This is a genomic window from Methylobacter sp. BBA5.1 (assembly GCF_000746145.1).
Lineage (GTDB): Bacteria > Pseudomonadota > Gammaproteobacteria > Methylococcales > Methylomonadaceae > Methylobacter > Methylobacter marinus.
Window position 1 is genome coordinate 1 of sequence record NZ_JQKS01000048.1, and the last position, 26,795, is coordinate 26,795.

General features: G+C 54.8%; 20 protein-coding genes. 18 read left to right on the forward strand and 2 right to left on the reverse strand.

What is annotated here, in order from left to right; all coding sequences use genetic code 11:
• Positions 1-222: hypothetical protein (locus EK22_RS20485; protein ID WP_036254019.1), on the reverse strand; the 222-nt coding region annotated here is incomplete at its 3' end.
• Positions 223-648: 426 nt separating this feature from the next.
• On the opposite strand from EK22_RS20485, the gene EK22_RS20490 reads away from it, so the two are divergent.
• From EK22_RS20490 to EK22_RS20570, 17 genes are all read left to right on the forward strand, one after another.
• A complete protein-coding gene (locus EK22_RS20490; RefSeq protein WP_051962004.1) occupies positions 649-2,103 on the forward strand; it encodes an undecaprenyl-phosphate glucose phosphotransferase in 1,455 nt (484 codons plus the stop codon).
• 99 nt (positions 2,104-2,202) lie between these two features.
• Positions 2,203-3,789, forward strand: a complete 1,587-nt coding sequence (locus EK22_RS20495) for a nucleoside/nucleotide kinase family protein (protein WP_036254020.1) — start codon at positions 2,203-2,205, stop codon at positions 3,787-3,789.
• Between the two features lie 8 nt (positions 3,790-3,797).
• On the forward strand, positions 3,798-4,511 hold the full coding sequence (locus EK22_RS20500) for a nucleoside/nucleotide kinase family protein (RefSeq protein WP_036254022.1): 714 nt from the start codon (positions 3,798-3,800) through the stop codon (positions 4,509-4,511).
• Positions 4,508-5,902, forward strand: coding sequence for a pectate lyase family protein (locus EK22_RS20505; RefSeq protein WP_051954170.1), 1,395 nt, complete (start codon positions 4,508-4,510; stop codon positions 5,900-5,902). Before EK22_RS20500 ends, EK22_RS20505 begins: the two co-directional genes overlap by 4 nt.
• A 371-nt stretch (positions 5,903-6,273) precedes the next feature.
• On the forward strand, positions 6,274-7,302 hold the full coding sequence (gene galE / locus EK22_RS20510) for a UDP-glucose 4-epimerase GalE (RefSeq protein WP_051114350.1): 1,029 nt from the start codon (positions 6,274-6,276) through the stop codon (positions 7,300-7,302).
• A 50-nt stretch (positions 7,303-7,352) separates the two neighbouring features.
• Positions 7,353-8,345, forward strand: a complete 993-nt coding sequence (locus EK22_RS20515; RefSeq protein ID WP_036254023.1) for a UDP-glucuronic acid decarboxylase family protein — start codon at positions 7,353-7,355, stop codon at positions 8,343-8,345.
• A gap of 180 nt (positions 8,346-8,525) precedes the next feature.
• Entirely contained in the window at positions 8,526-10,103 is a 1,578-nt protein-coding gene (locus EK22_RS20520) for a lipopolysaccharide biosynthesis protein (RefSeq protein ID WP_020159495.1), read from the forward strand.
• A gap of 39 nt (positions 10,104-10,142) precedes the next feature.
• Positions 10,143-11,432, forward strand: a complete 1,290-nt coding sequence (locus tag EK22_RS20525; protein ID WP_036254025.1) for an O-antigen ligase family protein — start codon at positions 10,143-10,145, stop codon at positions 11,430-11,432.
• Positions 11,433-11,445: 13 nt separating this feature from the next.
• A complete protein-coding gene (locus tag EK22_RS20530) occupies positions 11,446-12,603 on the forward strand; it encodes a glycosyltransferase family 4 protein (protein ID WP_020159497.1) in 1,158 nt (385 codons plus the stop codon).
• Positions 12,604-13,096: 493 nt separating this feature from the next.
• Positions 13,097-13,924, forward strand: coding sequence for a hypothetical protein (locus EK22_RS20535; protein WP_152565176.1), 828 nt, complete (start codon positions 13,097-13,099; stop codon positions 13,922-13,924).
• A gap of 9 nt (positions 13,925-13,933) precedes the next feature.
• A complete protein-coding gene (locus EK22_RS20540) occupies positions 13,934-15,460 on the forward strand; it encodes a nucleoside/nucleotide kinase family protein (protein ID WP_036254029.1) in 1,527 nt (508 codons plus the stop codon).
• A gap of 48 nt (positions 15,461-15,508) precedes the next feature.
• On the forward strand, positions 15,509-16,717 hold the full coding sequence (locus tag EK22_RS20545) for a glycosyltransferase family 4 protein (protein WP_036254031.1): 1,209 nt from the start codon (positions 15,509-15,511) through the stop codon (positions 16,715-16,717).
• Positions 16,674-17,267, forward strand: coding sequence for a low molecular weight protein-tyrosine-phosphatase (locus EK22_RS20550; RefSeq protein WP_081917999.1), 594 nt, complete (start codon positions 16,674-16,676; stop codon positions 17,265-17,267). The genes EK22_RS20545 and EK22_RS20550 overlap by 44 nt, the downstream gene beginning before the upstream one ends.
• A gap of 2 nt (positions 17,268-17,269) precedes the next feature.
• Positions 17,270-18,346: a polysaccharide export protein gene (locus EK22_RS20555; protein ID WP_081918000.1), complete on the forward strand. Its 1,077-nt coding sequence runs from the start codon at positions 17,270-17,272 to the stop codon at positions 18,344-18,346.
• Between the two features lie 132 nt (positions 18,347-18,478).
• Positions 18,479-20,926 (forward strand): polysaccharide biosynthesis tyrosine autokinase, encoded by a 2,448-nt coding sequence (locus tag EK22_RS20560; RefSeq protein WP_020159503.1) that lies wholly within the window; start codon positions 18,479-18,481, stop codon positions 20,924-20,926.
• Positions 20,927-21,516: 590 nt separating this feature from the next.
• The gene (locus EK22_RS20565) at positions 21,517-21,906 is read left to right on the forward strand and encodes a DUF4398 domain-containing protein (RefSeq protein ID WP_020159505.1); all 390 of its coding nucleotides are present in this window, start codon (positions 21,517-21,519) and stop codon (positions 21,904-21,906) included.
• Positions 21,907-21,969: 63 nt separating this feature from the next.
• Positions 21,970-22,755 (forward strand): OmpA family protein, encoded by a 786-nt coding sequence (locus tag EK22_RS20570; protein ID WP_081918002.1) that lies wholly within the window; start codon positions 21,970-21,972, stop codon positions 22,753-22,755.
• A 316-nt stretch (positions 22,756-23,071) separates the two neighbouring features.
• Here EK22_RS20570 and EK22_RS20575 read toward each other — a convergent pair whose 3' ends face one another.
• Positions 23,072-25,753 carry a bifunctional acetate--CoA ligase family protein/GNAT family N-acetyltransferase gene (locus tag EK22_RS20575; protein WP_036254037.1) on the reverse strand — a complete coding sequence of 894 codons (2,682 nt, stop codon included), beginning with the start codon at positions 25,751-25,753 and terminating at the stop codon, positions 23,072-23,074.
• A 130-nt stretch (positions 25,754-25,883) separates the two neighbouring features.
• Between EK22_RS20575 and EK22_RS20580 the strand changes: the two genes are divergently transcribed.
• Positions 25,884-26,441 carry a hypothetical protein gene (locus EK22_RS20580; protein ID WP_235209465.1) on the forward strand — a complete coding sequence of 186 codons (558 nt, stop codon included), beginning with the start codon at positions 25,884-25,886 and terminating at the stop codon, positions 26,439-26,441.
• The last annotated feature ends 354 nt before the right edge of the window (positions 26,442-26,795 follow it).

Sequence of the window (26,795 nt, forward strand, 5' to 3'; positions counted from 1 at the left end):
ATTGGCGCCGGGCGGGAAGCCGACGCCCGGAAAGCCCGGATGGCCGGCGCTGAAAAAATCCTCGTCGAATAAATCGTCGGTGTCGACGACCCGGGTAAGCGTGAGCGTGTCGGCCGGACCGGCCGATACGGCTGAAGGGTTTCCCGCCCCGTAAATCAGCAGGGCGCTGAAAAAGAGCGCGGAAAACTTGGTTAAATAGGTTTTTGTCATGCCGTTATTCATTAGCCAGCCTCCTGGATACAAATATGTAGTTTGCTGTTGGGTCTTGGGTTACTAAAAAAAGAATTGCATGTGTCATCAATCACTGACGTTTTTTTATGCAACTCATAACATGCTGGGTATTGACGTGGTTATGCCGGAGACAAGTCTAAAAAAACGATACCGTAAATTTAATTCAAGATCTTCCGCATTGAATCGAATCTATCTCGTTTTCAGCCAGATCAGAATAGGTATGACTACTTAAGTATTCGAACCGATTTTTATGCCCAGTTAGAGGCTGTAATATTTCTGTAACATTAACGATAAGTATCGGTGGCAATTTTTGGAATCAAGAGCTCTGCGATAGATGGTGCAAAAAAAAACAATAATAAAAAAACAAAATTTTATGAAAGTTTATGCCTACAAATTTGTGAAGCTGGAGGGAATTTCATGCGAACCTTTGTTGCCAATCCTGCGAATATTTATGTGCCTCGGTCTAGCTTTTCCATTGTAACGGGCGTTGTTGCCGGTTTAATTGCATTGGGGGACTGCCTTATATTATTTGGCACGGGTACCACCATTTATTTACTTTATCCGGGCTGGACCCCCGATCACAATCTGATGTACTTTCCGGCCATGGGCATCAATGCCTTGTTTACCTTGGCCTTGTTTTACTTTTCCGATTTATACAAGATTGACTCGATATTCGAAACGCGCAAGCAATTTCCAAAAATTATCATGCTCTGCACCATCTCGTTTCTGGTGTTGGTTGCCGCGGCGTTCGCGCTGAAGATTTCAACCGAGTTCTCCCGAACCTGGGCGTTCTATTGGCTTATTGCCGCCGTATGCGGGATTTATACAGGCCGATTGCTGGCGCGCCAGTTTCTGCTCAAATGGACGCAGACAGGCACATTGACTCGAAATATTGCTGTCGTGGGTGCCGGTGAACAAGGAAATATGTTAGTCAGACTCTTGAAGGAACAGCAGTATCCCTGGATCAAGGTTATCGGCGTATTTGATGACCGGACCGACCGCTTATCGGAAAGCATGGATGGCCAGCTGATGTCGGGCAATATCGATAACCTGGTAGCGATGGCGCGGGTAAAGCGTATTGACGATATTATCGTCGCATTGCCCTGGGGCGCCGAGGCGCGCATATTGGCGATTCTGCACAAGCTTCAGGTATTGCCCGCGAACATCAGGCTGAGCCCCGATATTCTCGGCTTCAAGTTTCCTTACCACGACTACAGCTATTACAACGGCATCCCGACCTTGAACGTCTTCGACAAGCCGCTATCCGGCTGGGATTACATACTGAAAAGTATTGAAGACAAAGTGCTCACGATTTTCATACTCGTGCTGATAGCGCCCATCCTGATTATTGTTTCGGTGCTGATCAAGCTGGACAGCCCAGGCCCCGTTCTGTTCCGCCAAAAGCGCTACGGATTTAACAATCAGCTGATCGAGGTGCTGAAATTCCGCACCATGTACATCGACAAGCAGGACAACAATGCCTCGCAGCTGACCACGAGGGATGATCCGCGCGTTACCCGGATCGGCCGGTTTCTGCGCCGGACCAGCCTGGATGAGTTGCCGCAGTTTTTTAATGTGCTGACCGGCGAAATGTCGATTGTCGGCCCAAGGCCTCACGCCACTGAGGCCAAGGCGGCGGGAATGCTTTATGAAAACGTGGTTTATCAGTACGCCAGCCGGCACAGGGTAAAGCCGGGCATCACGGGCTGGGCGCAGGTCAATGGCTGGCGCGGCGATACGGATACCGAGGAAAAAATCCTCAAGCGCGTGGAGCACGATATCGCCTATATCAATAACTGGTCGATTACACGCGATCTGAAGATTATTTTGAAAACGGTCCTGGTCGTGCTGATAGGCCAAAATGCCTATTAATGCGCCGGCGGACGAAGGGTCCATATGGGGGGGCTTGATGGTTAGTCAACGGGCTCTTTACATTATAAATAACAATAATATCAACGCTCGGTATGAATTATGACCTACCTAGACGAAACAAACGATAACGTATCGGAAGCGCTTGACATGAAAGCCGAAAACACGGTTAAGACGGTTTTTTCGAAAGAGAATGTGAAGTTCGCGGACGACAGGCCGTCTGATACTCCCATACTCAAGCTCGTTGAAGAACTGTGCAAGACACTGGCTCGAGAAAACATCTCGTATTGCCACTGGAAGAGCAATAACGCCCTGGACCGTTCGGCCAGCGGCGAGAATGATCTCGACCTGCTTATCGACCGGGCCGATGTACAGCGTTTTACCGAAATCCTGTATCGGCTTGATTTCAAGGAGGCGCGGCCTAAACCGGACAAGGAACTGCCCGGCGTTCTGAATTATTACGGACACGATACGGACACTGGCCGGTTTGTGCACATTCATGCCCACTACCAGCTTATTCTGGGCGATGACGCTTCCAAGAACTATCGCCTGCCGATCGAGGGACCCTATCTGGCATCCGCTGTTCAGGGCGAACTGTTCAAAGTGCCGGGCATCGAGTTCGAACTGATCGTGTTCGTGATCCGCATGATGCTGAAGCATTCAACCTGGGACGCCATGCTGAGCTTTCACGGAAGCCTGTCGAAGTCGGCGCGCCAAGAACTGGACTATCTGATGGCTCGGGCCGATCAGCAGCGGATGCAGGAAAATTTGAGCCAGTCTCTGCCTTTTCTGGATAGCGCCGTATTTGACCGGTGCCTGCAATCGCTGCAGTCGGGCGCCTCCCTGATGTCCCGCTATAAAGCCGGAAAACAGCTGCATCGGCAGCTTCAGGCGCATGCCCGAAGTTCCAGGCTGTTAGATACCTGTCTGAAAATGTGGCATCGAGGCCTTTGGGGGACGCGCAAGTACCTGCTCAGACGGCCGACCAAAAAATACCTGATCCATGGCGGGGCCATTATCGCCCTGGTTGGCGGCGACGGCGCCGGCAAATCCACGGCGGTCAATGAACTGCACGGGTGGCTTTCGAAACGATTCGCCGCTAAAAAAATCCATTTGGGCAAGCCGCGCTGGGCATTGAGTACTTGGTTCATAAAAGGCGTATTAAAGATCGGGCGCAAGCTGGGGCTGTTCTCCAACCGTAAAGTCCCGGCTCAATCGCAGGGCGACGCGCAGTCGTTGGAACTGCCGGGCTATGGCTGGTTTTTATGGCATGTGGTTACGGCCCGCGACCGCTATCGTACCTATGCCCGGGCGCGGCGGCTTGCCACCAACGGCAGTCTGGTGATCTGCGACCGCTACCCCTTGCCGCAGATCAAGACCATGGATGGGGCGCAAACGAGCCGGTTCCTGCAGGCCGGGAAAAACAAACCGCTGATCAACTTCCTGATCCAATGGGAAACGAAGTATTACCGGCACATTCTGCCGCCTGATTTGCTGATTGTCATGAAAGTGGACCCGGACATCGCCGTTCAACGGCGCGCCGATGAGGACGCCGACTGGATACGCGGCCGCAGTCAGGAAATATGGGGCCTGGATTGGCAGGATGCGCCTGTACAGATTATGGATGCCGGGATGCCGCAAGCGCGGATGCTGGCGGAGCTGAAATCGCTGGTCTGGTCCAGGCTGTAGGTAGAGTCATGTTGATTGACAGCAATGTCTCGAAACGTCCGCCCTTGATTGTTGAAGTAGTGGGGCCGGCGGGCGCGGGAAAAACCACGATCCTGTCGGCCCTTAACCGGCATCGGCAGGCTATTCGCCCGATTTACGGCTTTCGCCGCAAGCGTTACATCCCTTTCTATGCCGGTCATGCGCTTTTATTGCTGCCTTTTCTTATGCGCCGGGGCTTGGCGGGCAAATGGCCGGCCTGGCAAGAGATCAACAGAATGATTCGCCTGAAAGCGATGCATCCGATCGTGAAACGGCTTCTGGCTGAAGACGGTACGGTCACTGTGCTGGACCAGGGGCCGGTCTATACCTTGAGCATTCTGGCCGGATTTGGTTCCGAGAGCACCAGGGACCCGGCCTTTATCAAGTGGTGGGAACAGGCGCTCAGGGCATGGGCGGATACGCTGGACTTGATTGTCTGGCTCGATGCGCCGGACAGCGTTCTGCTGGAGCGCATTCACACGCGTGACAAGCAGCACTGCGTCAAGGATAAATCAGACCGGGAGGCGATGGACTTTCTGATGCGGTTCCGAACCGTCTATAAACAAGTCATGGATAAACTGGCCGCGGAGCATCAAGGCCCCGCCTTGCTTTGCTACGATACCAGCCAGCAGTCGCTGGCCTATATTGTAGGCGATACCCTGGCGGCATTGGATATGAATACTGAAAACGGGGGAGGATCATGATGTTAAATGGCCGACGACAAAACCGGTTCGCGGCAATGGGCGGGCTGATCGTTATTTTGGCGGTTTTCATGGCCGGCTCCGGCGGCAGCCCGGCTTGGGCGGCGCGCGCCATACCGGCTTTTCCCGGCGCCGAAGGTTTCGGGGCCTACGCCATTGGCGGCCGCGGCGGGCGCGTGCTCGAAGTGACCAACTTGAATGACAGCGGCCCCGGCAGCCTGCGCGCGGCCCTGGAGGCCTCGGGGGCGAGGATCGTGGTTTTTCGCGTGTCGGGCACCATTGAACTGCTGTCCCGGATCAGGATAGAAAACCCGTTTGTCACGATTGCCGGTCAGACCGCGCCCGGAGGCGGCATCACCCTGAAGAACCATCCCTCCAATATCCGGTCGACGCTGGAGATCAGAACGCACGATGTGGTCGTGCGCCATATCCGCTCCCGGCCCGGACCCAGTGCCGAACCTTCCGATACGGTCGACGCGCTGACCATTTCCGCCGGACACAATATTATTGTCGATCACTGCTCCCTGTCCTGGGCCACGGACGAAGTCGTCAATACCTGGAACGATGTACACGATATCACCATCCAATGGAGCATCATTTCCGAAGGCCTGCAAAAAAGCACGCATCCCAAAGGCAAGCACAGCAAAGGCATGCTGCTGGGCAGCAACGGTGCCCAGCGCATCTCGGTGCATCATAACCTGTTCGCCCACAATTACGACCGCAATCCCGACGTTAATCTGGTCGGCGTGGTTGACGTGGTCAACAATGTTTTCTACAACGCCGCGCGCTGGAGCGAAATCAAGGACAAATACGGGCAGGGGAACCAGCAAATCAACATCGTGAACAACTACTACAAGCCAGGGCCCAGCAGCGGCAATAAAGGCTACGAGGTTTTTTATTACAGCAATACGGGACGCCACCCTGAAGTCTATGTCAAGGGCAACATCGGTTTTCACCGGACTTCCGATGGCCAGCCGCAGGAAGTGATCGTGCGTGAGGACAGCCGCTGGATGATATCGAACAGCCGGTTTCAGGCGCCCCCGATCACCATGGTTTCGGCTGCCGAGGCCTTCGATCTGGTCGTGGCGAATGCCGGCGCTACCGTGCCGATGCGCGATGCCATCGACCGGCGCATTGTTAAGGATGTCAGGCACGGGACCGGCAGGGTCATTAACGATCCGTCAGAGGTCGGGGGCTGGCCTGAACTTGTTTCGGGGATTGCGCCCGCGGACAGCGATCATGACGGCATGCCTGATGAATGGGAGGACAGCCACGGATTGAATAAACAGGATCCCGCCGATGGCGCCGCCTATCGAAACGACTCCGGCGAAACCCACCTTGATGAGTATCTCAATGAGCTTGCCGCGATAAGAAACGGAAGCACGCCATATTAAAATGATTTAATTATATTGAAGGTATTGAATATGTATTAAATAGAATTAAATATACGGAATTAATTAACTATATCGACTGCGATATTGTCAGTGGGCTTTATAATCTATAAGCAGCCGCTGTCCAATATTATTGTATTATTGATTTTTGTGAAAATTTTATAGTTTTATTGGGTCGATAAGTAGTTATACCAATAGTATTAACTTTTGATCTAAAAATATAATTAAAGCATGCTAAAAGTATAGTTGATCAATATTAAATTATATATAACAGTGTTTATTTAATTAAATAAACCGTGAAGTGCCGGGAATGAAAATCAGCAACCAGGCATAAAGATTTTCTGATAAATCCATGACGTAAAGAGGAAGCAAGAATGAGCGCATCAGTTCTGGTTGTAGGGGGGGCAGGATACATCGGGTCTCATATGACTAAACTATTAGTCAATGCCGGTTTAAACGTGACCGTTTTTGATAACCTCTTGCTGGGGCATCGCGACGCCGTCGTGACCGACTCGTTCGTTCAAGGGGATCTGTTAAACAAGGACGACCTGAGACAAGTGTTCCAGCACAGCAAGTTCGACGTGGTCATGCATTTCGCCGCCTTCGCCTATGTCGGCGAGTCGGTGGGCAATCCGCGCAAGTACTACCAGAACAATGTCGTGGGTACGCTGAATCTGCTCGATGCCATGCTCGATGCCGGCCTGGATAAATTCGTCTTCTCCTCCAGCTGCGCGACCTACGGCATTCCCCAGGCAATACCGATTACCGAGGATCAACCTCAAAATCCCATCAATCCCTACGGCAAAACCAAGCTGATGGTCGAGCAGATACTTGAGGATTATGCGCAGGCCTATCAGCTGAACAGTGTTTCCCTGCGTTATTTCAATGCCGCCGGATGCGATCCCGAAGGCGTGCTGGGCGAAAGGCATGATCCTGAAACCCATCTGATTCCGCTGGTTATCAATGAAGCGTTGCGCGTGCAGCAGGGCGGCCATCCGGACGATACCGAACTGTGCGTCTACGGCGACGACTTTGACACGCCGGACGGCACGTGCATTCGCGACTACATTCATGTCAACGACCTGGGGGCCGCGCATCAGGCGGCCATGGAAATGCTGATCCGGGGCGATATCACCGGCGCCCAAGCCTATAACCTCGGCAATGGCCAGGGTTTTTCCGTGAAACAGGTCATTGAAGCATGCCGGCGCGTAACCGGCGTCGATATCCGCTACAAGGTCATTGAGCGGCGCGCGGGAGATCCGCCCCGCCTGATAGGCAGCGCCGCGAAAGCGCAAAGGCATCTGGGCTGGCGGCCCGGAATCACCAAGCTGGACGCGATTCTCGAAACCGCCTGGCGTTGGTTTAGCGCTAGGCAGAAGCGGGAGTTCAGGCCTCTTCGGTAGTCGCGTCGAATCTTTTTTCAACCTGGTACGTAATAGTCGGAAGAGTCATCATGAATATAAAAGATCTAGTTCGAAAACGTGCGCTTGTTACTGGCGGGGCAGGATTTTTAGGTTCGCATCTATGCGAGCGCCTATTAACCGAAGGCTATGACGTGCTCTGCGTCGACAATTTTTATACCGGCAGTAAAAAGAATATCGCCCATCTGCTGGGCAGTCCGCATTTTGAGTTCATGCGCCACGACATTACTTTTCCCCTCTATGTCGAGGTCAACGAAATCTTCAATCTGGCGTGTCCGGCCTCGCCGATCCACTATCAGTTCGATCCGGTCCAGACCACCAAAACCAGCGTCCACGGCGCCATCAACATGCTCGGTCTGGCCAAGCGGGTCAAGGCCAAGATTCTCCAGGCCTCGACCAGCGAGGTTTATGGCGATCCCAAGGTTCACCCGCAACGCGAGGACTACTGGGGCCATTGCAACCCGATCGGCATTCGCGCCTGTTATGACGAGGGCAAGCGCTGCGCCGAAACGTTGTTCTTCGATTATCACCGGCAACACCATTTGCGCATTAAAGTAGCCCGTATTTTCAATACTTACGGCCCCCGTATGCATCCTTCCGACGGCCGGGTGGTCTCCAATTTCATCCTGCAGGCGCTCAAGCATGAGCCCATTACCGTGTATGGCGACGGCAGCCAGACCCGCTCGTTCTGCTATGTCGATGACCTGATCGATGGCATGGTAAGGCTGATGAATACGCCGGACGAGTTGACCGGCCCCATCAACCTCGGCAATCCCAATGAATTCACAATTGTGGAACTCGCGGAAAAGGTGATCGACCTGGTCGGCTCGAAATCGAAAATCATCTTCGAACCGCTGCCCAGCGACGATCCGATACAGCGCAAGCCGGATCTGACGCTTGCGAAGGCGCACCTGGACGACTGGACGCCGAAAATAGACACCAGCGAGGGGCTGAGAAAAACCATTGAATACTTTGATGAATTATTGACCGGCGCCAATCAGTACGACCCTTATGGCGGCAGCTAGCGGTATTTTTTTACGCTTGCAGCAGGAAGCGTAGGGCGATCTTCGTTTTTATTGCTGAGTTTCAGGATGATTTCCCGCATTGCGTGTGGCCGGGCCTCGGATAAGGCGACGTTCATTGCATTCGAGACCCGGCGAAAGCCGCGATCATCGGGAAAAATAAATAGATAAGGTCATTATTTCATGAACCAATGCAAGTCCTCGTTTATAACGCCGTCCAAAAGCCTGACTAAAAGGGCTTCCTTAAACGCGCTGGCCTCGATCATCGATTACGGTGCGCGCGTGCTTGTCGAATTCGTGATCAATCCCTTGCTGGTAGCCGGTCTCGGCAATTACCTGTACGGTTTGTGGCGCATATTGTGGCGTCTGAACGGTTATATGGACGCCGCCGGCGGACGTTCGGCCCAGGTTCTCAAGTGGGCGGTCGCCAAGGACCAGACCCTGGCCAACTATGACGACAAGCGCCGCTACGTAGGCGGTACGGTGGCAGTGTGGTTTCTGTTTCTGCCATTGCTGACGATGCTCGGCGGGGTGCTGGTGTGGCTGGCGCCCATCCTGCTAGAGGTGCCTGAAGAATTTTTGTTGACGACGCAACTGACCATTGGCTTGCTGGCGTTGAATGTCGTCCTGTTCGGCCTGGTCGATATTCCCAGGGTGGTGCTTCAGGGCGAAAACCTGGGCTATAAGCGCATGGGGTTATCCGCGTTGCTGGTTTTAGCGGGCGGCGGCCTGACCGTCCTGGCTGTAATACAGGGACTGGGACTGGTCGGCGTGGCGGCGGCTACCATCGCCACGACGCTGATAAGCGGTATGGTGTTCCTGGGCGTGGTGCGCAGACAGGTGCCCTGGTTCGGCATTGCCAGGCCGACCCGGGAAATCACGCGCCGGTTTTACGGACTCAGCGGCTGGTTTGTGCTCTGGAAGATCGTATCGCAATTGATGCTGGCCGGCGATATCCTGATCCTGGGCATTTTCGATTCGGTGGTGCTGGTGACCGTCTACACGCTGACCAAGTATGTCCCCGAGACGCTGATCAGGCTGGTGGGCACCGTCGTTTTCAACATCTCGCCGGGACTTGGCGGCATTATCGGGGCGGGCAATCTGGAAAAGGCCGTCAACGTGCGCGGTGAAATCATGGCGTTCACCTGGCTGTTGCTGACGGTGGCCGGGGCCTGCATTCTGCTTTGGAACCAGCTATTCGTGCAGCTCTGGGTCGGCGACAGCTATTATGCCGGGCTGATTCCGACCTTGCTGATCATCTTGCTGGTGGCGCAGATCACCTTCATCCGCAATGACGCCAATGTCATTGACCTGACGCTGAACATCAGATCCAAGGTGTTGATCGGCGTGCTGGCGGAAACGCTGGCCCTGTCCCTGGCGGCCTTGCTCGTCAGCCGCTACGGAATGGGCATCGTGGGCCTGTGCATCGGCTCGATAGCCGGCCATTCCATTATCAGCGTGGTTTATCCTTTCCTGGTCGGCCAGGTGCTGGGCATTCGGTTTTATGACCAGGTGAAAGGCGCGCTGAGGCCGTTTTTTGTGACCTTGCTGTTATTGCTGATGATGCTGGGCGTCAAGCATTACGGTGAGAGCTATCACCAGGTCGCGATTGTTCTCGAAAGACTGCATAGCTGGCCCGGCCTTGTGCTCGGCGTAGCCACAACAGCTATGGTGGTGTCGGTGCTGGCGTTTTACGGTGGCCTGTCCACGCGCCAGAGAAGCGGCTTGATAAAACGCCTTCAGGCCGTCATTAAACGCTGACACGGATGGCCGTTATATGATCAATAACAGGAGATTATCATGCTGACTCTCGCTAATTCCGCAACATGGCAGGACGATCGCGAGCGCACGGGATTTAGTCTGGTGCAGTCGCTGTTCTTGCTGAGTGCTTTGCTGGCGCCGCTGGAAATAAAGCTGGTGGCCAATCTGACGCTTTACGATGTGGTGACGGTCATTATCGGCATGCTGTTGCTGGTTTCCGGAAGCCGGAGCTATAAATTCCCGCCGGAAGCCATGACCATGGCCGCCTACGTTTTCCTGTTGTTCTCTTTGCTCAGCACGTTTCGGGCAACGCATCCGATGGAAGCGGTGACGCAAACCATGCAGTTCGCGTTTATTTTCTTTGTTCAGTTTCCGGTCATTCTGAATGCCGTCAAGTCGCCGTCCATGCTGCGCGCCAGTGTCGTGCTATACCTGATCGGGACACTGATTCTCATGCTCTGGGCCATGATGCATCAGGAGACTTCCTCCATGCACAACCGCATCCGCACGTTCCATTCCGATAACCCGAATCCCTTGGGCTATGCCACGGCTTACATGTCGCCCTTCGTGCTGCATTTCGTGTTCGAGAAATGGCGGCAGCGGCGCCTGCTGAAGATGTTGATCGCTTTGTCGCTGTTATACCCGATGCTCTGGGCGCTGACCGCTTCCGGCTCGCGTGCCGCAACCGTGGCGACCGTGCTCGCCCTGATGATTTTTCTCAGCTTTCGCAACGGTTTTGAAATCAGCCTGAAAATCCCGCTGCGGATTGCATCGGCCTCGGTAGTCATCGGCGTGCTGGGTTATTTTGTCTATCACTCCGGTTATTTTCCCAGCGTTCTATGGGAACGCATCGACCGGACGCTGGCGTTCGAGGAAAGCCTGATCGATGACCGCAAGCGTCTGGCGATAGCCGCCTGGCGGGCGTTTATCGATTCGCCGTTCGTTGGCGTGGGACTGGATAATTTCCGTTACGTGTCCACGCACTACCATGTGCCGATGGTCACAGAACAGGCGCCGCATAACCTCTGGCTGCAGTTCATGGCGCAAATAGGCCTGTTCGGCACGCTGGGGTTCCTGGTCATCATCCTGTACTGGTTTTTATGCCTGTTCCGGGCGCAACAAGTCTGCCTCGATCCGTCGCGGCGCGAGTTCCTGTGGGCCTTCATCACCTCATTCACCACCATCATGGCGCTATTCATGTTCGTGCCCATGATGATTCAGCGGCAGTACTGGTTGCTTTACGGGCTGGGTCTGGCCGCCGCGTTTTATACGCTGAACCAGCCGATGAGAGCGTTCGGCGCAGGTAACAGACCGTTTGTTAACAAATAAGGGAGAAAACATCATGAATAATCACGATAAGCCGCTGGCGATTTTGCGCATTGTGACGACAATCGCCGAAACCAGCGAACCTTATAACCAATACTCGCTGCCCCTGGCCGGCAAGCAGGACATTACGCTGTGCAGCTATTTCAAGGCGACCGTGCCACCGCCGCCCGCGACGATTACCTTCATCGAGGGCGACGGCACCCTGCCGGGATTCTATCGCGCCCTGAAAACGGCTTTTGACGCCAGGCAATACGACATCATCCATATCCATATGGTCATCGCCGGGTTCCTGTTTCTGCTGGCCAATCTGGCATTCGGCAAACCGATGCGGTGCACCGTGTTCACCGTGTCCAATTCCTATCAGAGTTACAAGCTCAGGAACAAGCTGATGCTGCTGCCGGTGTTCGCGTTTTTTCAGCGCGTGGTTTGCAACAGTCATGCCGTTTTTGACAGCTTTCCCGTTATTTATAAATGGCTGGGCGGCAAACGGCTGTGCACGATTCAAAACGGCGTCGACATAGACCGCGTGGACGGCTTTCTGCGGGATAACCGTCCGGCGCCTCGCACCGGCGGGTTCACAGTCATATCGGTCGGGCGGATCATAAAAATCAAAAATCCGCTGACCGTCGTCAATGCCTATCGCAAGAGCACCGCGCCGGGCGATCGCCTGATCTTCGTCGGCGAAGGCGACATGCGCGCGCCGGTACTGGCCAAGGCCCGGGAACTCGGTCTGGAACATGACGTGCAACTGACCGGCCTGGTGCCCAGAAACCGGGTGTACGAGACCTTGTCCGAAGCGGATGTATTCATTTCCTGCTCTTACGGCGAAGGCTTGCCGGTCGCGGCGCTGGAAGCGATGGCCTGCCGGTGTCCGGTCATCCTGTCCGATATCCAGCCGCATCGCGAAATCGCAAACGGCACGGATTTCATTCCGCTGGTGCCGGCTGACGACAGCGACGGCTTCGCACGGGAGATCAGCCGGTTCCGAAGCTTGCCCGCGGCCGAAAGGCAAGCGGTCGGCGAGCGGTGCAGGGCATGGGCCGAAAAGCATTTCAGCCTGGCCTCCATGAACCGGCAGTATGCCGAATTGTTTGAGCGGATGAGATCGGGCGGGGGGCCCTCACAAAAGACCGCTGTCGATAGGCTGGCCACGTCCAACAGGGAACGCGTTTAAGAGCAGGGATTCCGGCGGCCATCACTGTGTTCGTTTCCCGAAACCGGATACCCCCGTCTGGAGGTTTATTAAAAACGGCGGCAAACAGGTATGCAGGATTATTTATTTTAAAATTATTGAATCGTTTATATAAGCGGGTATTGGTTTGCAAAAAACTCTTTAATTACCCGCGCTTTTATTTTTCAAGGTTTAATGGCTGACTTGTAAGTAGTCATACCAATAGTATATGTAATGAGCCTCAAAATATAATCAAATCGTATTCAATAAAAACAATAACAGGGAACTGTTTAATAGTATTCAAGAAGCAGGAATACCTTATTTTAATTGCTGAATAAACATAAAAAATAGATACCGATTAGAACCCAATAACGAGGTTTTTCCAGATAACCAGATGCCCGGTAGTTGAAAGCGGTAAGGCAGGCGTACAGATCGAAGCCCGATGCCGTTCAATTTTTCCGGTTTCCTCCAACTCAGTAAGTTTGAGCTTATAAAGATGCAGATTGAATTAGTGGGTTGTACCAGCGCAGGCAAGACGACGCTTGCCAGGAAAATGGTTAAGGTCGGCCAGGCGGTTGGCATCGACGTTCAGTTAAGCGACGATTTTCTGTTGGCCTGCATTGGACTGAATTGGATCAGTAATGAATTTATACGCAGGCGCATCGTGGAATTATGGGCCTTGCTGACTTGCCTGCTGTTTCTGCGCAAGTATCGCGCGCTTTTCCGCTTTATCATCCGAACCTGCTTCCAGACGTCCGGTTCATGGCTTTATCGAATCAAGCTGGCCAGGGTCACGTTGCGGAAGATAGGCATTCACGAAATCATCCGCCGCCGCAGTACTGACCGGCAGGCGGTTCTGCTCGACAATGAAGGCATATTGCAAGCCAGCCATACGCTCTTCGTCCATGCCTCAGGCCCATCGTTCACGGGTTGCCTGACCGATTTTCTCCGGCTGATGCCATTGCCCGATGTCATCGCCTACCTGAAGCAGCCGGAACAGCTGTTGATCGAAAGAACGCGGGCACGCGGCCACAATCGTATCCCGGAAGGGTCAGACAGCGGGGAGGTGGCATCATTCATTTCACAGGCGGTGCTGATGTTCGAGCAAATCCGGGGCTATCCGGGGCTGGCGGACCGGCTGTTAATCATAGACGGCGAACGGAACCGGCTAGAGCCTCGTGAAGCGCCTGCCGATCCGCTGCTGGAATGGGCCGCCGATCTGATTCGTGCAGGGCTCGCCCATGCCCCGGCGAGTAATCAGCTCGATGCCGGCAATACGAGCGGGTACCCGGCCCTTAAGGCCATTCCAACGACGCAACAATAGGGACCGAGCATGAGCGTGAATTTAGCAACCCCCATCAACGCGGACCTGGCCACCCGGTTCATGGAATCACTGAACAGCCAGGCTATCGACTATTGCCACTGGAAAAGCAACCTGTCCTTGTCGCAGGCGCTGGCGGGCGAGGAAGACCTGGATATCCTGGTGGACCGCAAGGCCTTGCCGAACATCATCGGCCTGTTGACGGATCTTGGCTTCAAGGCCGCGGTCCTGAAGTCGGGAGCCAACGTTCCGGGCATATTCCATTACTACGGCATTGACGCGCGGACCGGCGGGATTTGCCATGTGCATCTTTTCAGCCGCGTGCTGACCGGCGAGAGTTTCGTTAAAAGCCATACGCTGCCGTTCGAAAGCATGCTGCTGGACAATTGCGATTACATCGGGCCGGTGCGTGTCGCATTCCGGTCGGCCGAATTGGCGCTGTTTGTGTTAAGAACCTTTATCAAGTACGGCTCGCTGCTGGATTTGCTGCGCGTGGCGGGCGATCCCGAAGCCATCCGCACGGAACTGCGCTGGCTGAAGGAGGGCGGGGATGCCGCCGAGGCCGTCTCATTGCTGGAAAAACACTGCCCGGTCATCGATAGGGCGCTGTTTTTCAAGTGCATCGAGACGCTGGAAGACCCCACCAGTATCGCGCAGCGCATGCGGGTTGCCAGAACCGTGCGGCGGCGGCTGCGCATTTACGCGAAATATACGCCGCTGACCCGGCTGCTCGCCTACGCGCAACTGTTATCGATCAAGCTTCGGCAACGGCTGACCGGTAACAGAAAAAACAAGACCCTGCATGCCGGTGGCGCGATTGTGGCCTTCGTGGGCGCGGACGCCACGGGCAAATCCACGCTGGTCAACGAAACCGGCCGCTGGCTGGGCAGCGTATTCGCGGTCAGGCGGGTGCATGTCGGCAAGCCGCCGTCCTCATGGGCGACGCTGCCGGTCAACCTATTGTTGCCGTTGATGCGGCGCTGGCTGCCGCATCTGCGCCGCAGCGGCGTCAGCGACAGGGGCCTTCCGGCCGATGTGCCGTCGTTGCCGAAGGCCGGACAGGGCCCGCGTTCCCTGATCTACGCGGTCAGGGCGGCGGCGCTGGCCTGGGACCGGTACCGGTTGCTGATCAAGGTCAGGGCCTGGGCCGCGAATGGCGATATCGTCATCTGCGACCGTTATCCGACCGACATCATCGAGGCCATGGACAGTCCGCGTCTGCGAGAGCTTCCTGCAAAGGGCGGCATCAAGGCCGCGCTATATAACCGCCTGGCCCGGTTCGAAAATGCCTTGTACAGAAACATGCCGCCGCCGGATGCCGTGCTGCGGCTGAGGGTTTCGGTGGAAACGGCCAAGCAGCGCAACCGCAACCGCAGGGACGAAGTCGGCATGGATGACGAGGATTATCTGGTGGCGCGGCATCGCGAAATTCGCGACTGGTACAAGCATGGCACCAAGTATATCCATGACATCGACACGGAGCAGTCGCTGGAAGCGACCATTCTTAACGTCAAGAAGGCTGTATGGGAATCGCTCTGAAGCCTGTTGTTTGTTTCATCAATTTTTATATCAGGAAGGCGAAGTGAAATGGAGCGGATAAAAATACTGCATTTGATAACGCATTTGGGGTTTGGCGGCGGCCTGGATAATACCTTGTTGACGGTCAGGGACCATTCACGCGACCGCTTTGAAGTTCACCTGGCGGCCGGCACGGTCGAACCCGGCGAGGACTATTCGGACTGGAGCGAGCGCGCCCGGGAATATGCCGACGTCCTGTTTATCATACCGGATCTGCACCGGTCCGTTCATTTGCTGAATGACTTGCGCGCGGTACGCCAGATCGCCGACCTGATCAGGAAGGAAGACTACCGGATCATCCATACCCACACGACCAAGGCCGGCATTCTGGGCCGGATTGCGGCGCGGCGTTCAGGCGTGCCGGTGGTGATCCATACCTATCATGCGTTCGCCTGGCAAGTGGCTTATGTCTCTCAGGTTTCAGTCTGGCGACACTATCTGGCGGGCATGAAAGAGCGCCTGTATGTCGCGGTTGAACGCTATGGCGCTACTCTCAGCGATGCCCTGATCACGGTGGCGGACATGAACAAGCAGGAAGTGATCACGCGAAAGGTCGCGCCCCCGGAAAAGCTGTCCACGATTTACAGCGGCATCGACCTGGACCGTTTTCGCGCCAAGACCCACGATCGGAACGAACTCTGCCGCCAGTTCGGTCTTGATCCGGCGCGGCCGATCGTCGGCATGATCGGCCGCCTGTCGATCCAGAAAGCGCCGCTGGATTTCGTTCAGGCCGCCAAAACCGCTTTGCAAAGCCGGCCCGATGCCCAGTTCATCCTGGTTGGCGACGGGCCCCTGGCGCAAGCGGTGCAAGCGGCGATCGGTGCCGAGCAAAGAATCAGGATTCTGGGCTTCAGGGAGGATGTGACGGAGATATTCACGGTTTTGGACGTATTCGCGCTGTCCTCTTTGTGGGAAGGATTGGGGCGCGCCCTGACCGAAGCGATGATCATGAATGTGCCGGTGACGGCAACCCGCGCGGGCGGCATACCCGAGCTGGTGATTCACGGCGAAACCGGCTTGCTGGCCGATCCCGGCGATAGCGCGCAACTGGCCCGGAATATCGTATGGCTGCTGGATCATCCGGACGAGGCGCGAAAAATGAGTGAGCGTGCCATGGCGCGGGTGGTGCCGGCATTTAGCGGACAACACATGGTAAAACAGATCGAGGCGCTTTATGAACGCGTATTACTGGAAAAAGGAGCCCTGTTATCCAGATGAAGCATGGGATGCGCGTTATGAGCCAATCTCGTTTCGCCCCCCTGGACCGGTTTCGCTGAAGGATGATTACAAAGCACAGAGCAAGCGCGGGGCCTTGCCTTTTATCGGCAGCCTACTCGTGGTCTGTGTCGGCAATATTTGCCGGAGCCCGATGGCGGAGGCCGTGTTCAGGCAGGCCCTGCAGGATGCGGGCCTGGGCATCATCCGGGTCGGTTCCGCCGGCTTGAACGCGCCGGTCGGAAAACGGCCCAGTCAGGCGGCGCAGCGATTGATGCTGGAAAGAGGGGGTGACATATCCGTGCAGGGCGCCCGCCAATTAACAAGCACATTGATGGACGAGGCGGATTTGATCCTGGTTATGGAAACGGAACACAAGAAATGGATTGCAAGGCAATATCCCGTCGCGCGCGGGAAAATTTTTCGCCTGGGAGAATGGAGCGATTTCGAGGTGCCTGATCCAGTGGGGCTGCCGGATAAAGCATTCGAAAATGCTTTATTGTTGATAGAAAAAGGCGTGGCTGACTGGATATTAAAATTACAAAGAGATTAGTTATGAAAAAATATGTTTATCTTGTTTCTATCGCGTTCCTGACAGGCTGTACACTCGTGCCGGGTATGCACATGTCAGCCCCTTCCTCTAACGTGCCTGGCGTGAAAGTCATACCGATCACGGCCGAGACGCTGCGTGTCCAGGCTATTAACCGTGCGGCCTACCATAAAACCGACATACAGCCCGTTTTCGCGGCATACAACCGGCTGGAGGAATACCAATACCGCATTGGCCCTCACGACGTCTTGTCGGTAACCGTGTGGGAACACCCCGAACTGACCATTCCCGCCGGCGAGTTCCGATCGCCTGAAGCGGTCGGGCACCTGGTGGCCGAAGACGGCACGATCTTTTTTCCCTACGCGGGTACGGTCCACGTAGCCGGAAAAACCCAGCCCGAGGTTCGCCGCATGCTGGCCGAAGGCATTTCAGGCGTTATCGAGAATCCGCAGGTGGATGTGAAAGTAGTCTCCTTCCGGAGCCAGCGGGCTTATGTTTCCGGCGAGGTCGCCAAGCCGGGGCCGCAGCCGGTCACCGATGTACCGCTGACGATCACCGAAGCGATCGGCTTTTCCGGGGATTTCACGCCCGACGCCGATTTGGCCAATGCCGTCCTGACCCGCAACGGCGTGGCCACTAAAGTGGATCTGCTGGCCCTCTATGACCGAGGCGATATGCGGCAGAATATTTTGTTGCAGGATGGCGATATCCTGCATATCCCCGATCGCAATACCCAGAAGGTGTTTGTCATGGGCGAGGTGGTAAGGCCCATGTCGGTGGTCATGCACAAGCGCGGCATTACCTTGACCGAAGCCCTGGGCGAAGCCGGCGGCGTGAATCCAGGGACCGCGGCGCCGGAACATGTTTTTGTCATCCGCGGCAACGACGACCTCTCGGAAGTTTACCATCTGGATGCGGAATCGCCCGATGCGCTGATCCTGGGCGATCAGTTCCGGCTGATGCCGCACGATGTGGTCTATGTGGAAGCGACCGACTTCACCCGCTGGGACCGTCTGATCCAACAACTCGTGGCAACATCAACAGTTGTCAGAAATTTCGGCCGAATCACCGGATCTCAATAACCGGCAAGACCGGAGAGCCAGGAGCTCTGGCTTGAGCGAACATGAATTGAAGAACATCGTTTTGATTGCATAACCGGTATTGCGCAGGCTATCCGCCCCCGCAATACCGGTAAAAGCCATAGGAGAAGGTCTGTGAACAAGCCTACAAATACCGGTCCAGAGTCCACTGCCGGGGAAACCAGCCAGGATATACCCAAATCTTCCGAGGATAACGGAGGCGCATTGTTAAAAAAATCCCAGGATGAAGTCATTCGTCTGCGGCGCGAGATGCAACGGATAAAACAGGAGCAGGAACTTCTCGGCAAACTGGGATTTAACCGGGAGCCGCCCGAAATGCCCGCGTACTTCGCCCCGCCGCCAAGTTTCAATACGTCACATGTCGCGCTGGGCGAATTCCTGGCAACCCTGGCCGATGCGAAGGGCACCATCGCCAAGATCACCGTGCTATTTGTTCTGATCGGCGCCGTTTACCTGTTAACGGCTCAACCCGTTTACCGAGTGGATGCCCTGTTGGAGACCGGCATGCGCATGGATTTGCTGGCCGATATTTCCAAAGGCTTCAAGGAAGAAACCGTGGTCAATGAAGAAATCGAAATCCTGCAATCGCGTAAATTGCTGGGACAAGTGGTTGATGAATTAAAGCTGGATATCATTGCGCAGCCTGTCCACTTCCCGATAATAGGGGCGCCCATCGCACGCATGAACAACAAGATCAGGTCGTTGATCGGTCCGTCCTACAAGCCGGGACTGCCGTTTTTCGATTTGAATGCGTATGCCTGGAATAGTGAAAATATCACGGTCGAAACTTTCGATGTGCCGGCCGCTTATATCGGCAGGCCTTTTACGCTTATTGTGGAAAAAGGCAAACGATACCGTCTTCTGGATGAGGATGGCAACTTGCTGACCGAAGGCGAGGCGGGCGTACTGAACACAAACTGGCTGCCGAGCGACGATACTACGCCCGCGCTGCTGATATCCAGTATAAAGGGCAAAGCCGGCACGCATTTCGATCTGATGCGAATCGCCCCGGTCGATGCCATTACCCGATTAAGTGAATTTCTTACGGTCATGGAAAAAGGCCTGGGATCGGGGGTCGTGCAAATCAGCCTGGAAGGCCCCGATAAAGATCAAATCACGCTCATCGTGAACAGGATGGTCAAAACGTTTACCACTCAGGAACGGGAAAGGAAATCCGAAAAGATCAGCTTGTCGCTTGATTACATGGAAAAACAAATGCCGGAACTCAAGGAGAAGGCGGAAAAAGCCGAAGCGGCGCTGCACGGTTTTCGCCAGCGGCATGGCGCCGTTGATCTCACCAAGGAGACTCAAATCCTGCTGGAAAGAATGGTGGGTATCGAGGCCGAGTTGTCCGAGTTTCGCAGGAAACGGACTGAATTGCTGCCTCGATTCACACCCCAGCATTCCAGTATTCTCGCCCTGAATGCGCATATCGCTAATTTAAACGGCGAATTGTCCGCGATCAAGAATAAGGTCAAGAACTTTCCCAATACCGAGCAGGAAGTGCTGCGCCTTTCCAGGGATGCCGAGCTTTATTCCCAGCTCTATGCCTTTCTCAGAAACAGGATCGGCCAACTGAAAGTCGTGCAGGAAGCACCGGTAGGCTATGTCGGTGTCGTCGATCTTGCCGTGCCGTCGGAAGACCCTATAAAACCGCAAAAAGCGGCAGTCATGGGGCTTTCCGTCACATTAGGCCTGTTTATAGGATTGGGTGCCGCCTTCCTGCAAAAATCCCTGCACCAAGCCGTTAAAGATCCGGAGATTATTGAGAAACAGTTGGGGCTGCCCGTTTATGCGACCGTGCCGCACAGCGTCAAACAACGCAAATCATCGAAAAAAGGCGACGGCACGAGGCTGGCGGTGCTGGCCGAGACCGAAACATCGGATCCCGCGGTTGAAAGTCTGCGCAGCTTGCGGACTTCATTGCACTTTGTGCTCCTTGAGTCGCAGAACAATATCATTATGGTGACCGGACCCTCGCCGGGGATTGGGAAAAGCTTTCTGTCGGTAAACTTTAGCGCCGTGATGGCCAGCGCCGGCAAGCGTGTATTGTTGATCGATGCCGACATGCGTAAAGGGCATCTTCATAAATACTTCGACCTGGAAGGGACGGAAGGGTTGTCGGATGCCATAGCAACAGGCAAATCCATCGCACAGGTGGTCAGGCGGACGCATATCGACGGGCTTGAGGTTATCTGTAACGGCACCATGCCGCCCAATCCATCCGAATTGCTGTCTCATGAACGATTTGTGACGGCGATAGAGAAAATCTCCTTGCTTTATGATTATGTCATCATCGATTCGCCTCCGGTGTTGCCGGTGACCGACCCGGCCATCATAGGCAGGCTGGCCGGCGCCGCGCTGCTGGTCGTCAAGGCGGGCTCGCATACACTGCGCGAGATCGAGCAAAGCGTCAAACATCTGAAACTGGGCGGCGTAAACCTTCGCGGTGTGGTGTTCAACGACATGCCGGTGTCCACCAACCGTTACGGCTACGGCGGGTACTACGGTTACGCCTACACCTATGCCTATGCGGACAGTACGGACAGGAAGGAATCATAAGGAACGGGAATTATAAAATTCACGTTCCTAAGGATCAATCAAGACATAACCGGCGCGAAGCGCTCCAAGTCCCCGGCTGATGATAGGCGGCTGTCGGGACGAGGGCGCTTGTGCCCTTATCGGGTATTCGACCCGCAAAATCCATCATTCGAGCATCTTGTTAAGCATTTAACCTGAATATTTCACCACGAAGGACACGAACGCCTCCAAGGATGGAGGCGGTAGAATTGCGTCTGGAACAGCAATCGAGTGCACGAAGGCTTTTCAATTCAATTACTTGCAAATATTTCATAATGAGCTCATGAAGTTATCTGTGAGAAATGATAATGCCATGATTTTCTTCGTGTTCTTCGTGTTCTCTGTGGTTTCATGAAATATCCGGGCAAATGCTTCGTAGTGCTGCATAAGATTTGAGTTACATCAGCTAATCAGCATATTTTCAATAGCATAGGTAATCTTACGAATTTTCCTGTGCTCTATTCCGAGTATAAATGAACGCTATCAACGTCAAGAATCTGAACTTATGGAAAGCCCTTCAGTGTTTCTTGTTCATCTGGACAATTTCTAAGCATGAATTAAGGAGAATAATAATGACACGTGAATACCAACCATTTAAACCATTTAAAGCACTGTTGCTGCTATCCGCCGTCTCCATGCTCGGCGGTTGCGGAGGCCATCCACCTATCGACAAGATATCAGCCGCGGAACAAGCGCTGAATCAGGCCAATTTAACCGAGGGCGATACCTATGCGCCGTTAGAAATGCGCGTCGCCCAGGACAAACTCAACCAGGCCAAGGCAGCGATGGACAATGAGGAATACGAAAAAGCGGCGGCACTGGCCGATGAAGCGTCGGTTAACGCCGATCTGGCTGCCGTGAAAGCCGATTCTGCAAGAACCACGAATAAGCTGGATGGATTAAAGCGAAGCATCGATTCATTACGCCATGAATTAGGAATGAAAATGCAACCGGATCAATAGAAATAAACCATCAAGCGACTGCTCTAGAGCGTTAGATAGTTAAACTTATTAAGGAGTAAGACTATGTCAATTATAAAGTGGAACGCAGCTTCAGTTTATTGCAAGGCCGGAATTCTGATAGGAACCATACTCATGCTGACAGGTTGTGCAGTAGAACCGCACAGGGGGCTGGAAGAAGCAAGACAGAACCTGAACCGGGCCAAGCAGGATCAGGTCATTGCCGAGTATGCCCCCGTCGCTTTATACGATGCCGAGAAGACTATTACAAAAGCTGAAAATGCGTGGATGGAAGACGACGATGAAGATTATGCCAACCACATGGCTTACATGACCAACCAGCAGATAAAAATTGCCGAGGAAAAGGCACGGCAAAAGGCCGGCCAGCTTGAGTTCTCAAGATTAAGCGATGAAACACAGCAACTGCAGCTGCAAGCCAGAACACAAGAGCTTGAGGCGTTAAAAGCGCAAAAAACCGATCGCGGCATGCTGATCACCATGGGTGATGTGCTGTTTGAGACCGGTAAAGCCGATCTCAAGTCAGGCGCCTTGCAGAATCTTTATCGATTGGCCACATTCCTGCGGGAAAACCCCAGTCGCAATGTCCTCATTGAAGGGCACACGGACAGTGTCGGTTCAAAACAGAACAATCAGCTCCTGTCTGAAAGACGCGCCCACTCGGTGGCGACCTTCCTAATGAACAACGGCGTGGATAGTACGCGGATAACCGATGTCGGCTACGGTGAAGACTTCCCTGTCGACACCAACAGCACCCCGGCTGGCCGCAGAAACAACCGGCGGGTGGAAGTCATTGTCCTGAATGAAGGCGAACCGCCCAGGCTGAGACGTTAATTAATCCGTGCTCAATGAGCGCATGGCATTAACCAGAGAAGGAAGCACGGGCGCGCATTCACTTGCGCCCCAGAGCACAGGCAGGTTGGATTGCTCAATCGCGGCATACAACCATTGTGCGGATACTTTCAACAAGCTTAGGACTTACGCAGTTAGCCTGTTCATCCGTCGAAACAAGCGGCGTTAAAACCTGTGGGAGCGACTTCAGTCGCCTTTTATCTGAATGGGCGACTGAAGTCGCCCCCACAGGCTTGCGTAAGTCCTGAAGCTTTATGCCCGCTTCCGCACGAGTCTTGATGCAGGAATGCGGCAAGGGCTACTGCCTCAAGTCCTTAACCACGCGCACGACTTCAGTATCGCCGGCGATCGCCTCAATGCTGAAGCCCAGCTTCTTCATCAGCGACAACATGGGCTCGTTGATCGCCAGCACTTCGCCCTCAAAGAACGACATGCCTTTGTATTTGGCCGCCTGCATCAGGGTTTTCATGATCCGGGTGCCTATGCCCAGGCCCTGGCAGTCATCGGAGACCACCAGCGCAAACTCCACGGAGTGGCCGTCGGGATTCATCATGTAACGGCCCACGCCCAGCTCGGAAGGCATGCCGTCATGCTCGGTAATGGCGACAAAGGCCATCTCGCGGTCGTAATCGATCTGCGTGAAGCGCACGATCATTTCCGGCGTTAATTCCTGCAGGGATTGCATGAAACGGAAATACTTGGTGCGCTCCGACAAGCGGTGCACGAAATCCTTTTCCATATCCGCGTCCTCGGGACGAATGGGGCGGATGGTGATGTTCATGCCGTTGGCCAGCTGATAATGTTGGGTCAATTCATGGGGATAGGGATGGATCGCCATGTGCGAGTAAGGCATGAGCTGATGCGAGACTTCGGCCTTGATGCGCGCGTCCACGGCCATGACCCCGTATTCGTCGACGATCAGCGGATTGATGTCCAGCTCCAGGATTTCCGGCAGTTCACTGACCATGATCGAGATATTCAGCAATACATCGATCAGGGTTTTCATATGGACCGGAGGCAGTTGGCGAAAGGCCCGCAAATATTTGGCCGCCCGGGTTTTGGCGATCAGCTGTTCGACCATATAGGCATTGAGCGGCGGCAGGGCGACGGCGTTGTCCCGCAGGATCTCCACCATGGTTCCGCCCAGGCCGAAACTGATGGCGGGTCCGAACACCGGATCCCTGACCACGCCGATCATCAGTTCGCGGCCGCTGAGCGAGCGGTACATCGGCTCAACCGTCATGCCTACTTCAGTGATTTCCGGATACTTGCGCTTGATGGCCGCTTCCATCTCGGTGAAATTGCGGGACACATCCAGGGCGCTGTTGATGTTCAGCCGGACGCCGCCGATATCGGATTTGTGGCTGAATTCGGCCATGTTGACTTTCAACACCACCGGAAATCCCAGAGTTTCGGCGGCAATCATGGCGTCCTTGGCGCTGGTTACCTTGATAGTCTGCGTGACCGGAATATGGAAGGCCGCCAGTATCGCTTTCGACTCCTGCGTCGTTAACACCGGTCGGCCTTCCGACAGTACGCGCTCGATAATCAGCCGCGCGCCGATCACATCGGGAGACGTCAGTTCATCCGAAGGCGAAGGGATTTGCTTGAGCAGGATCTGGTTGCGGCTGTAGGCCGCCAGAAACGAAAAGGCATCGACCGCCACTTCCGGCGTATTGAAGTGGGCGATTTTACTGTTATCGAACAGGTTCCGGCCTTCCTGCACGCGCGCGCCGCCCGTCCACGAAGCCAGCACCGGCTTCCGGCTGGACTTGGCGCCCTCGATGATGTACTGGGCCACCTGGGTCGGGTTGGTCATCGCCTGTGGCGTCAGAATGACCAGCACCCCGTCGATGTTCTTGTCTTTCAGGCAGATGTCCAGCGCCTGCTTGTAACGTTCGGGCGTGGCGTCGCCGAGAATATCGATAGGATTGGCATGCGACCAGTGCGCCGGCAGCACTGCGTCCAATGCCTCCAGGCTGGCCGGGCTCAGCTCGGCCATCTTGATGCCGTCGTCCTCGGCGCGGTCGGTGCTCATGACCCCGGGGCCGCCAGCGTTGGTGATGATCGCCAGCCGGTCCTGGCGGACGACATAATTATTGGCCAGCACGCGCGCGGCAGAAAACAGTTCGGCGATGCTGTAAGCCCGGACGACGCCTGCCCGCTCGATGGCCGCATCAAAGACATTATCGCCGCCGACCAGGGCGCCGGTATGCGACATGGCCGCCTTGCTGCCCGCCTCATGACGGCCGGACTTGATCAGAATCACCGGCTTCAGGCGCGCGGCGGCTTTCAGGCCGCTCAAAAAGCGGCGGGCGTCGCGTATGCCTTCCACATACATCAGAATGCCGGTGGTTTTGGCATCCATGGCCAGGTAATCCAGCACCTCGCCAAAATCAACGTCGGCGGCCGCGCCCATCGAGACGACCGTGGAAAAACCGATATCCTGGGACTTGGCCCAATCCAGAATGGCCGTGCACACGGCACCCGATTGCGATAGCAGCGCCAGGCTGCCGTCCTTGACCGGCCCTTCGGCGAAAGTCGCATTCAGCTGGCCGCTGGGCCGGACGATGCCCAGGCAGTTCGGGCCGACGATGCGGATGCTGTAACGGTGCGCGATATCGAGCACTTCCTGTTGCAGCCGCCTGCCTTCGGCGCCCAGCTCGCCGAAGCCCGCCGTGATGATAATGACCGAGGCGACGCCCTTGTCGCCGCATTGACGCATGATGTCCGGCACCGTGGCGGCCGGCGTCGCAATCACGACCAGATCCAGTTCTTCGGGGACGGCCGCCAGATCCGGATAGGCCTTCAAGCCCTGCAGCGTTTCGCGTTTGTTGTTGACCGGGTACAGCCCGCCTTTAAAGCCCGCCTCCCGCATATTGAGCAGCAGGCGATAACCGACGCTGTTCTCGCGTTCGGATGCGCCCACGATTGCCACAGACTTGGGTGTGAAAAAAGGGCTGAGATAATGAGGTCCCATGGCGGCTCCGGTAAAAGGTGAGAAGAGTGGAAATGTTACCATTTCGCGCTTTAAGCCCGGTTATATTTTTGTGACATGGTTCAGGTAAGCCAAAATGGTACACTGCTGTTTTTTTGTATTCATGATAGATATGTTGACACGTTTGTTTGCAAGGTTATCGATGGCGCTATGGTTGAGCGCCGTATTGTCCGGGCAGGCCGCCGCCCATGTCGGGGAGCATCACAGCCAGAACTGTTTTGCCGAGGTAGGCGGCATCAGACTCAGGCTGAGCGGCTACCAGTTCCAGCCGGGACTGGAGAATGAGCATTTTTGCCGTATTTTCCCTGAACTCGGGCAGATCATTATCGCGGTCGAACCGCTGGAGGAAGGGCAGGAAGACAAGCTGATCGCGCTGGAATTGCTGGAACTGTCGTCATGGACCGACGGGCTGTTAAATAACGGCACGGCTTTTACTGTCATCAAGCAACAGCCGGCCAAGCCGTTCGGGGACGGGCTCATTTCCATTCAGCAAACCATCGGGCAACGCGGCGTTTACGGCCTGGACATGACCATCCAGGACGAGGCGGGCCAGCTCCAGCATCAGCGTTTTTTATTCCTGGTCGGCATCCCGGTCAAAAAGATACTGGCGGCTCTGGCCGGCCTGGTGCTGCTGGGGCTGGCGGGCTGGAAGATAACGAAAAAGGATTAACAGGGCGATTTAACCTGAATATTTCACCACGAACGACTTGTATGATTAAAACCAAGCAACTTAACGCGTTTTCATTAGAATAGGAATTCTAGTGAAAAAAGGCTGAGGTAGACCGACACGACTTAGGTGTATTTAATAACATCGTCATGCAGCAAAGATCGCTTCAGCCTACTTTTTAAAACTCGAACAGTTGTCAGGAACACGTTGTGATTCCGTATTTTACAAGAATGAGTGCTAAAGGTAATTATTATGTCAGACCCTATAGAGGTTCAATCAGCGCCTATCAAAAAATTGCAGATGATTGGTGTTGATGTTGCTAAACAAAAGCTTGATGTCTCTGTTGACGACAACACC

Bases quoted from the DNA above. Each gene is read 5' to 3' on its own strand.
- EK22_RS20490 (WP_051962004.1), top strand. From the start codon at position 649: ATGCGAACCTTTGTTGCCAATCCTGCGAATATTTATGTGCCTCGGTCT.
- EK22_RS20495 (WP_036254020.1), top strand. From the start codon at position 2,203: ATGACCTACCTAGACGAAACAAACGATAACGTATCGGAAGCGCTTGAC.
- EK22_RS20500 (WP_036254022.1), top strand. From the start codon at position 3,798: ATGTTGATTGACAGCAATGTCTCGAAACGTCCGCCCTTGATTGTTGAA.
- EK22_RS20505 (WP_051954170.1), top strand. From the start codon at position 4,508: ATGATGTTAAATGGCCGACGACAAAACCGGTTCGCGGCAATGGGCGGG.
- galE (WP_051114350.1), top strand. From the start codon at position 6,274: ATGAGCGCATCAGTTCTGGTTGTAGGGGGGGCAGGATACATCGGGTCT.
- EK22_RS20515 (WP_036254023.1), top strand. From the start codon at position 7,353: ATGAATATAAAAGATCTAGTTCGAAAACGTGCGCTTGTTACTGGCGGG.
- EK22_RS20520 (WP_020159495.1), top strand. From the start codon at position 8,526: ATGAACCAATGCAAGTCCTCGTTTATAACGCCGTCCAAAAGCCTGACT.
- EK22_RS20525 (WP_036254025.1), top strand. From the start codon at position 10,143: ATGCTGACTCTCGCTAATTCCGCAACATGGCAGGACGATCGCGAGCGC.
- EK22_RS20530 (WP_020159497.1), top strand. From the start codon at position 11,446: ATGAATAATCACGATAAGCCGCTGGCGATTTTGCGCATTGTGACGACA.
- EK22_RS20535 (WP_152565176.1), top strand. From the start codon at position 13,097: ATGCAGATTGAATTAGTGGGTTGTACCAGCGCAGGCAAGACGACGCTT.
- EK22_RS20540 (WP_036254029.1), top strand. From the start codon at position 13,934: ATGAGCGTGAATTTAGCAACCCCCATCAACGCGGACCTGGCCACCCGG.
- EK22_RS20545 (WP_036254031.1), top strand. From the start codon at position 15,509: ATGGAGCGGATAAAAATACTGCATTTGATAACGCATTTGGGGTTTGGC.
- EK22_RS20550 (WP_081917999.1), top strand. From the start codon at position 16,674: ATGAACGCGTATTACTGGAAAAAGGAGCCCTGTTATCCAGATGAAGCA.
- EK22_RS20555 (WP_081918000.1), top strand. From the start codon at position 17,270: ATGAAAAAATATGTTTATCTTGTTTCTATCGCGTTCCTGACAGGCTGT.
- EK22_RS20565 (WP_020159505.1), top strand. From the start codon at position 21,517: ATGACACGTGAATACCAACCATTTAAACCATTTAAAGCACTGTTGCTG.
- EK22_RS20570 (WP_081918002.1), top strand. From the start codon at position 21,970: ATGTCAATTATAAAGTGGAACGCAGCTTCAGTTTATTGCAAGGCCGGA.
- EK22_RS20575 (WP_036254037.1), bottom strand. From the start codon at position 25,753: ATGGGACCTCATTATCTCAGCCCTTTTTTCACACCCAAGTCTGTGGCA.
- EK22_RS20580 (WP_235209465.1), top strand. From the start codon at position 25,884: ATGTTGACACGTTTGTTTGCAAGGTTATCGATGGCGCTATGGTTGAGC.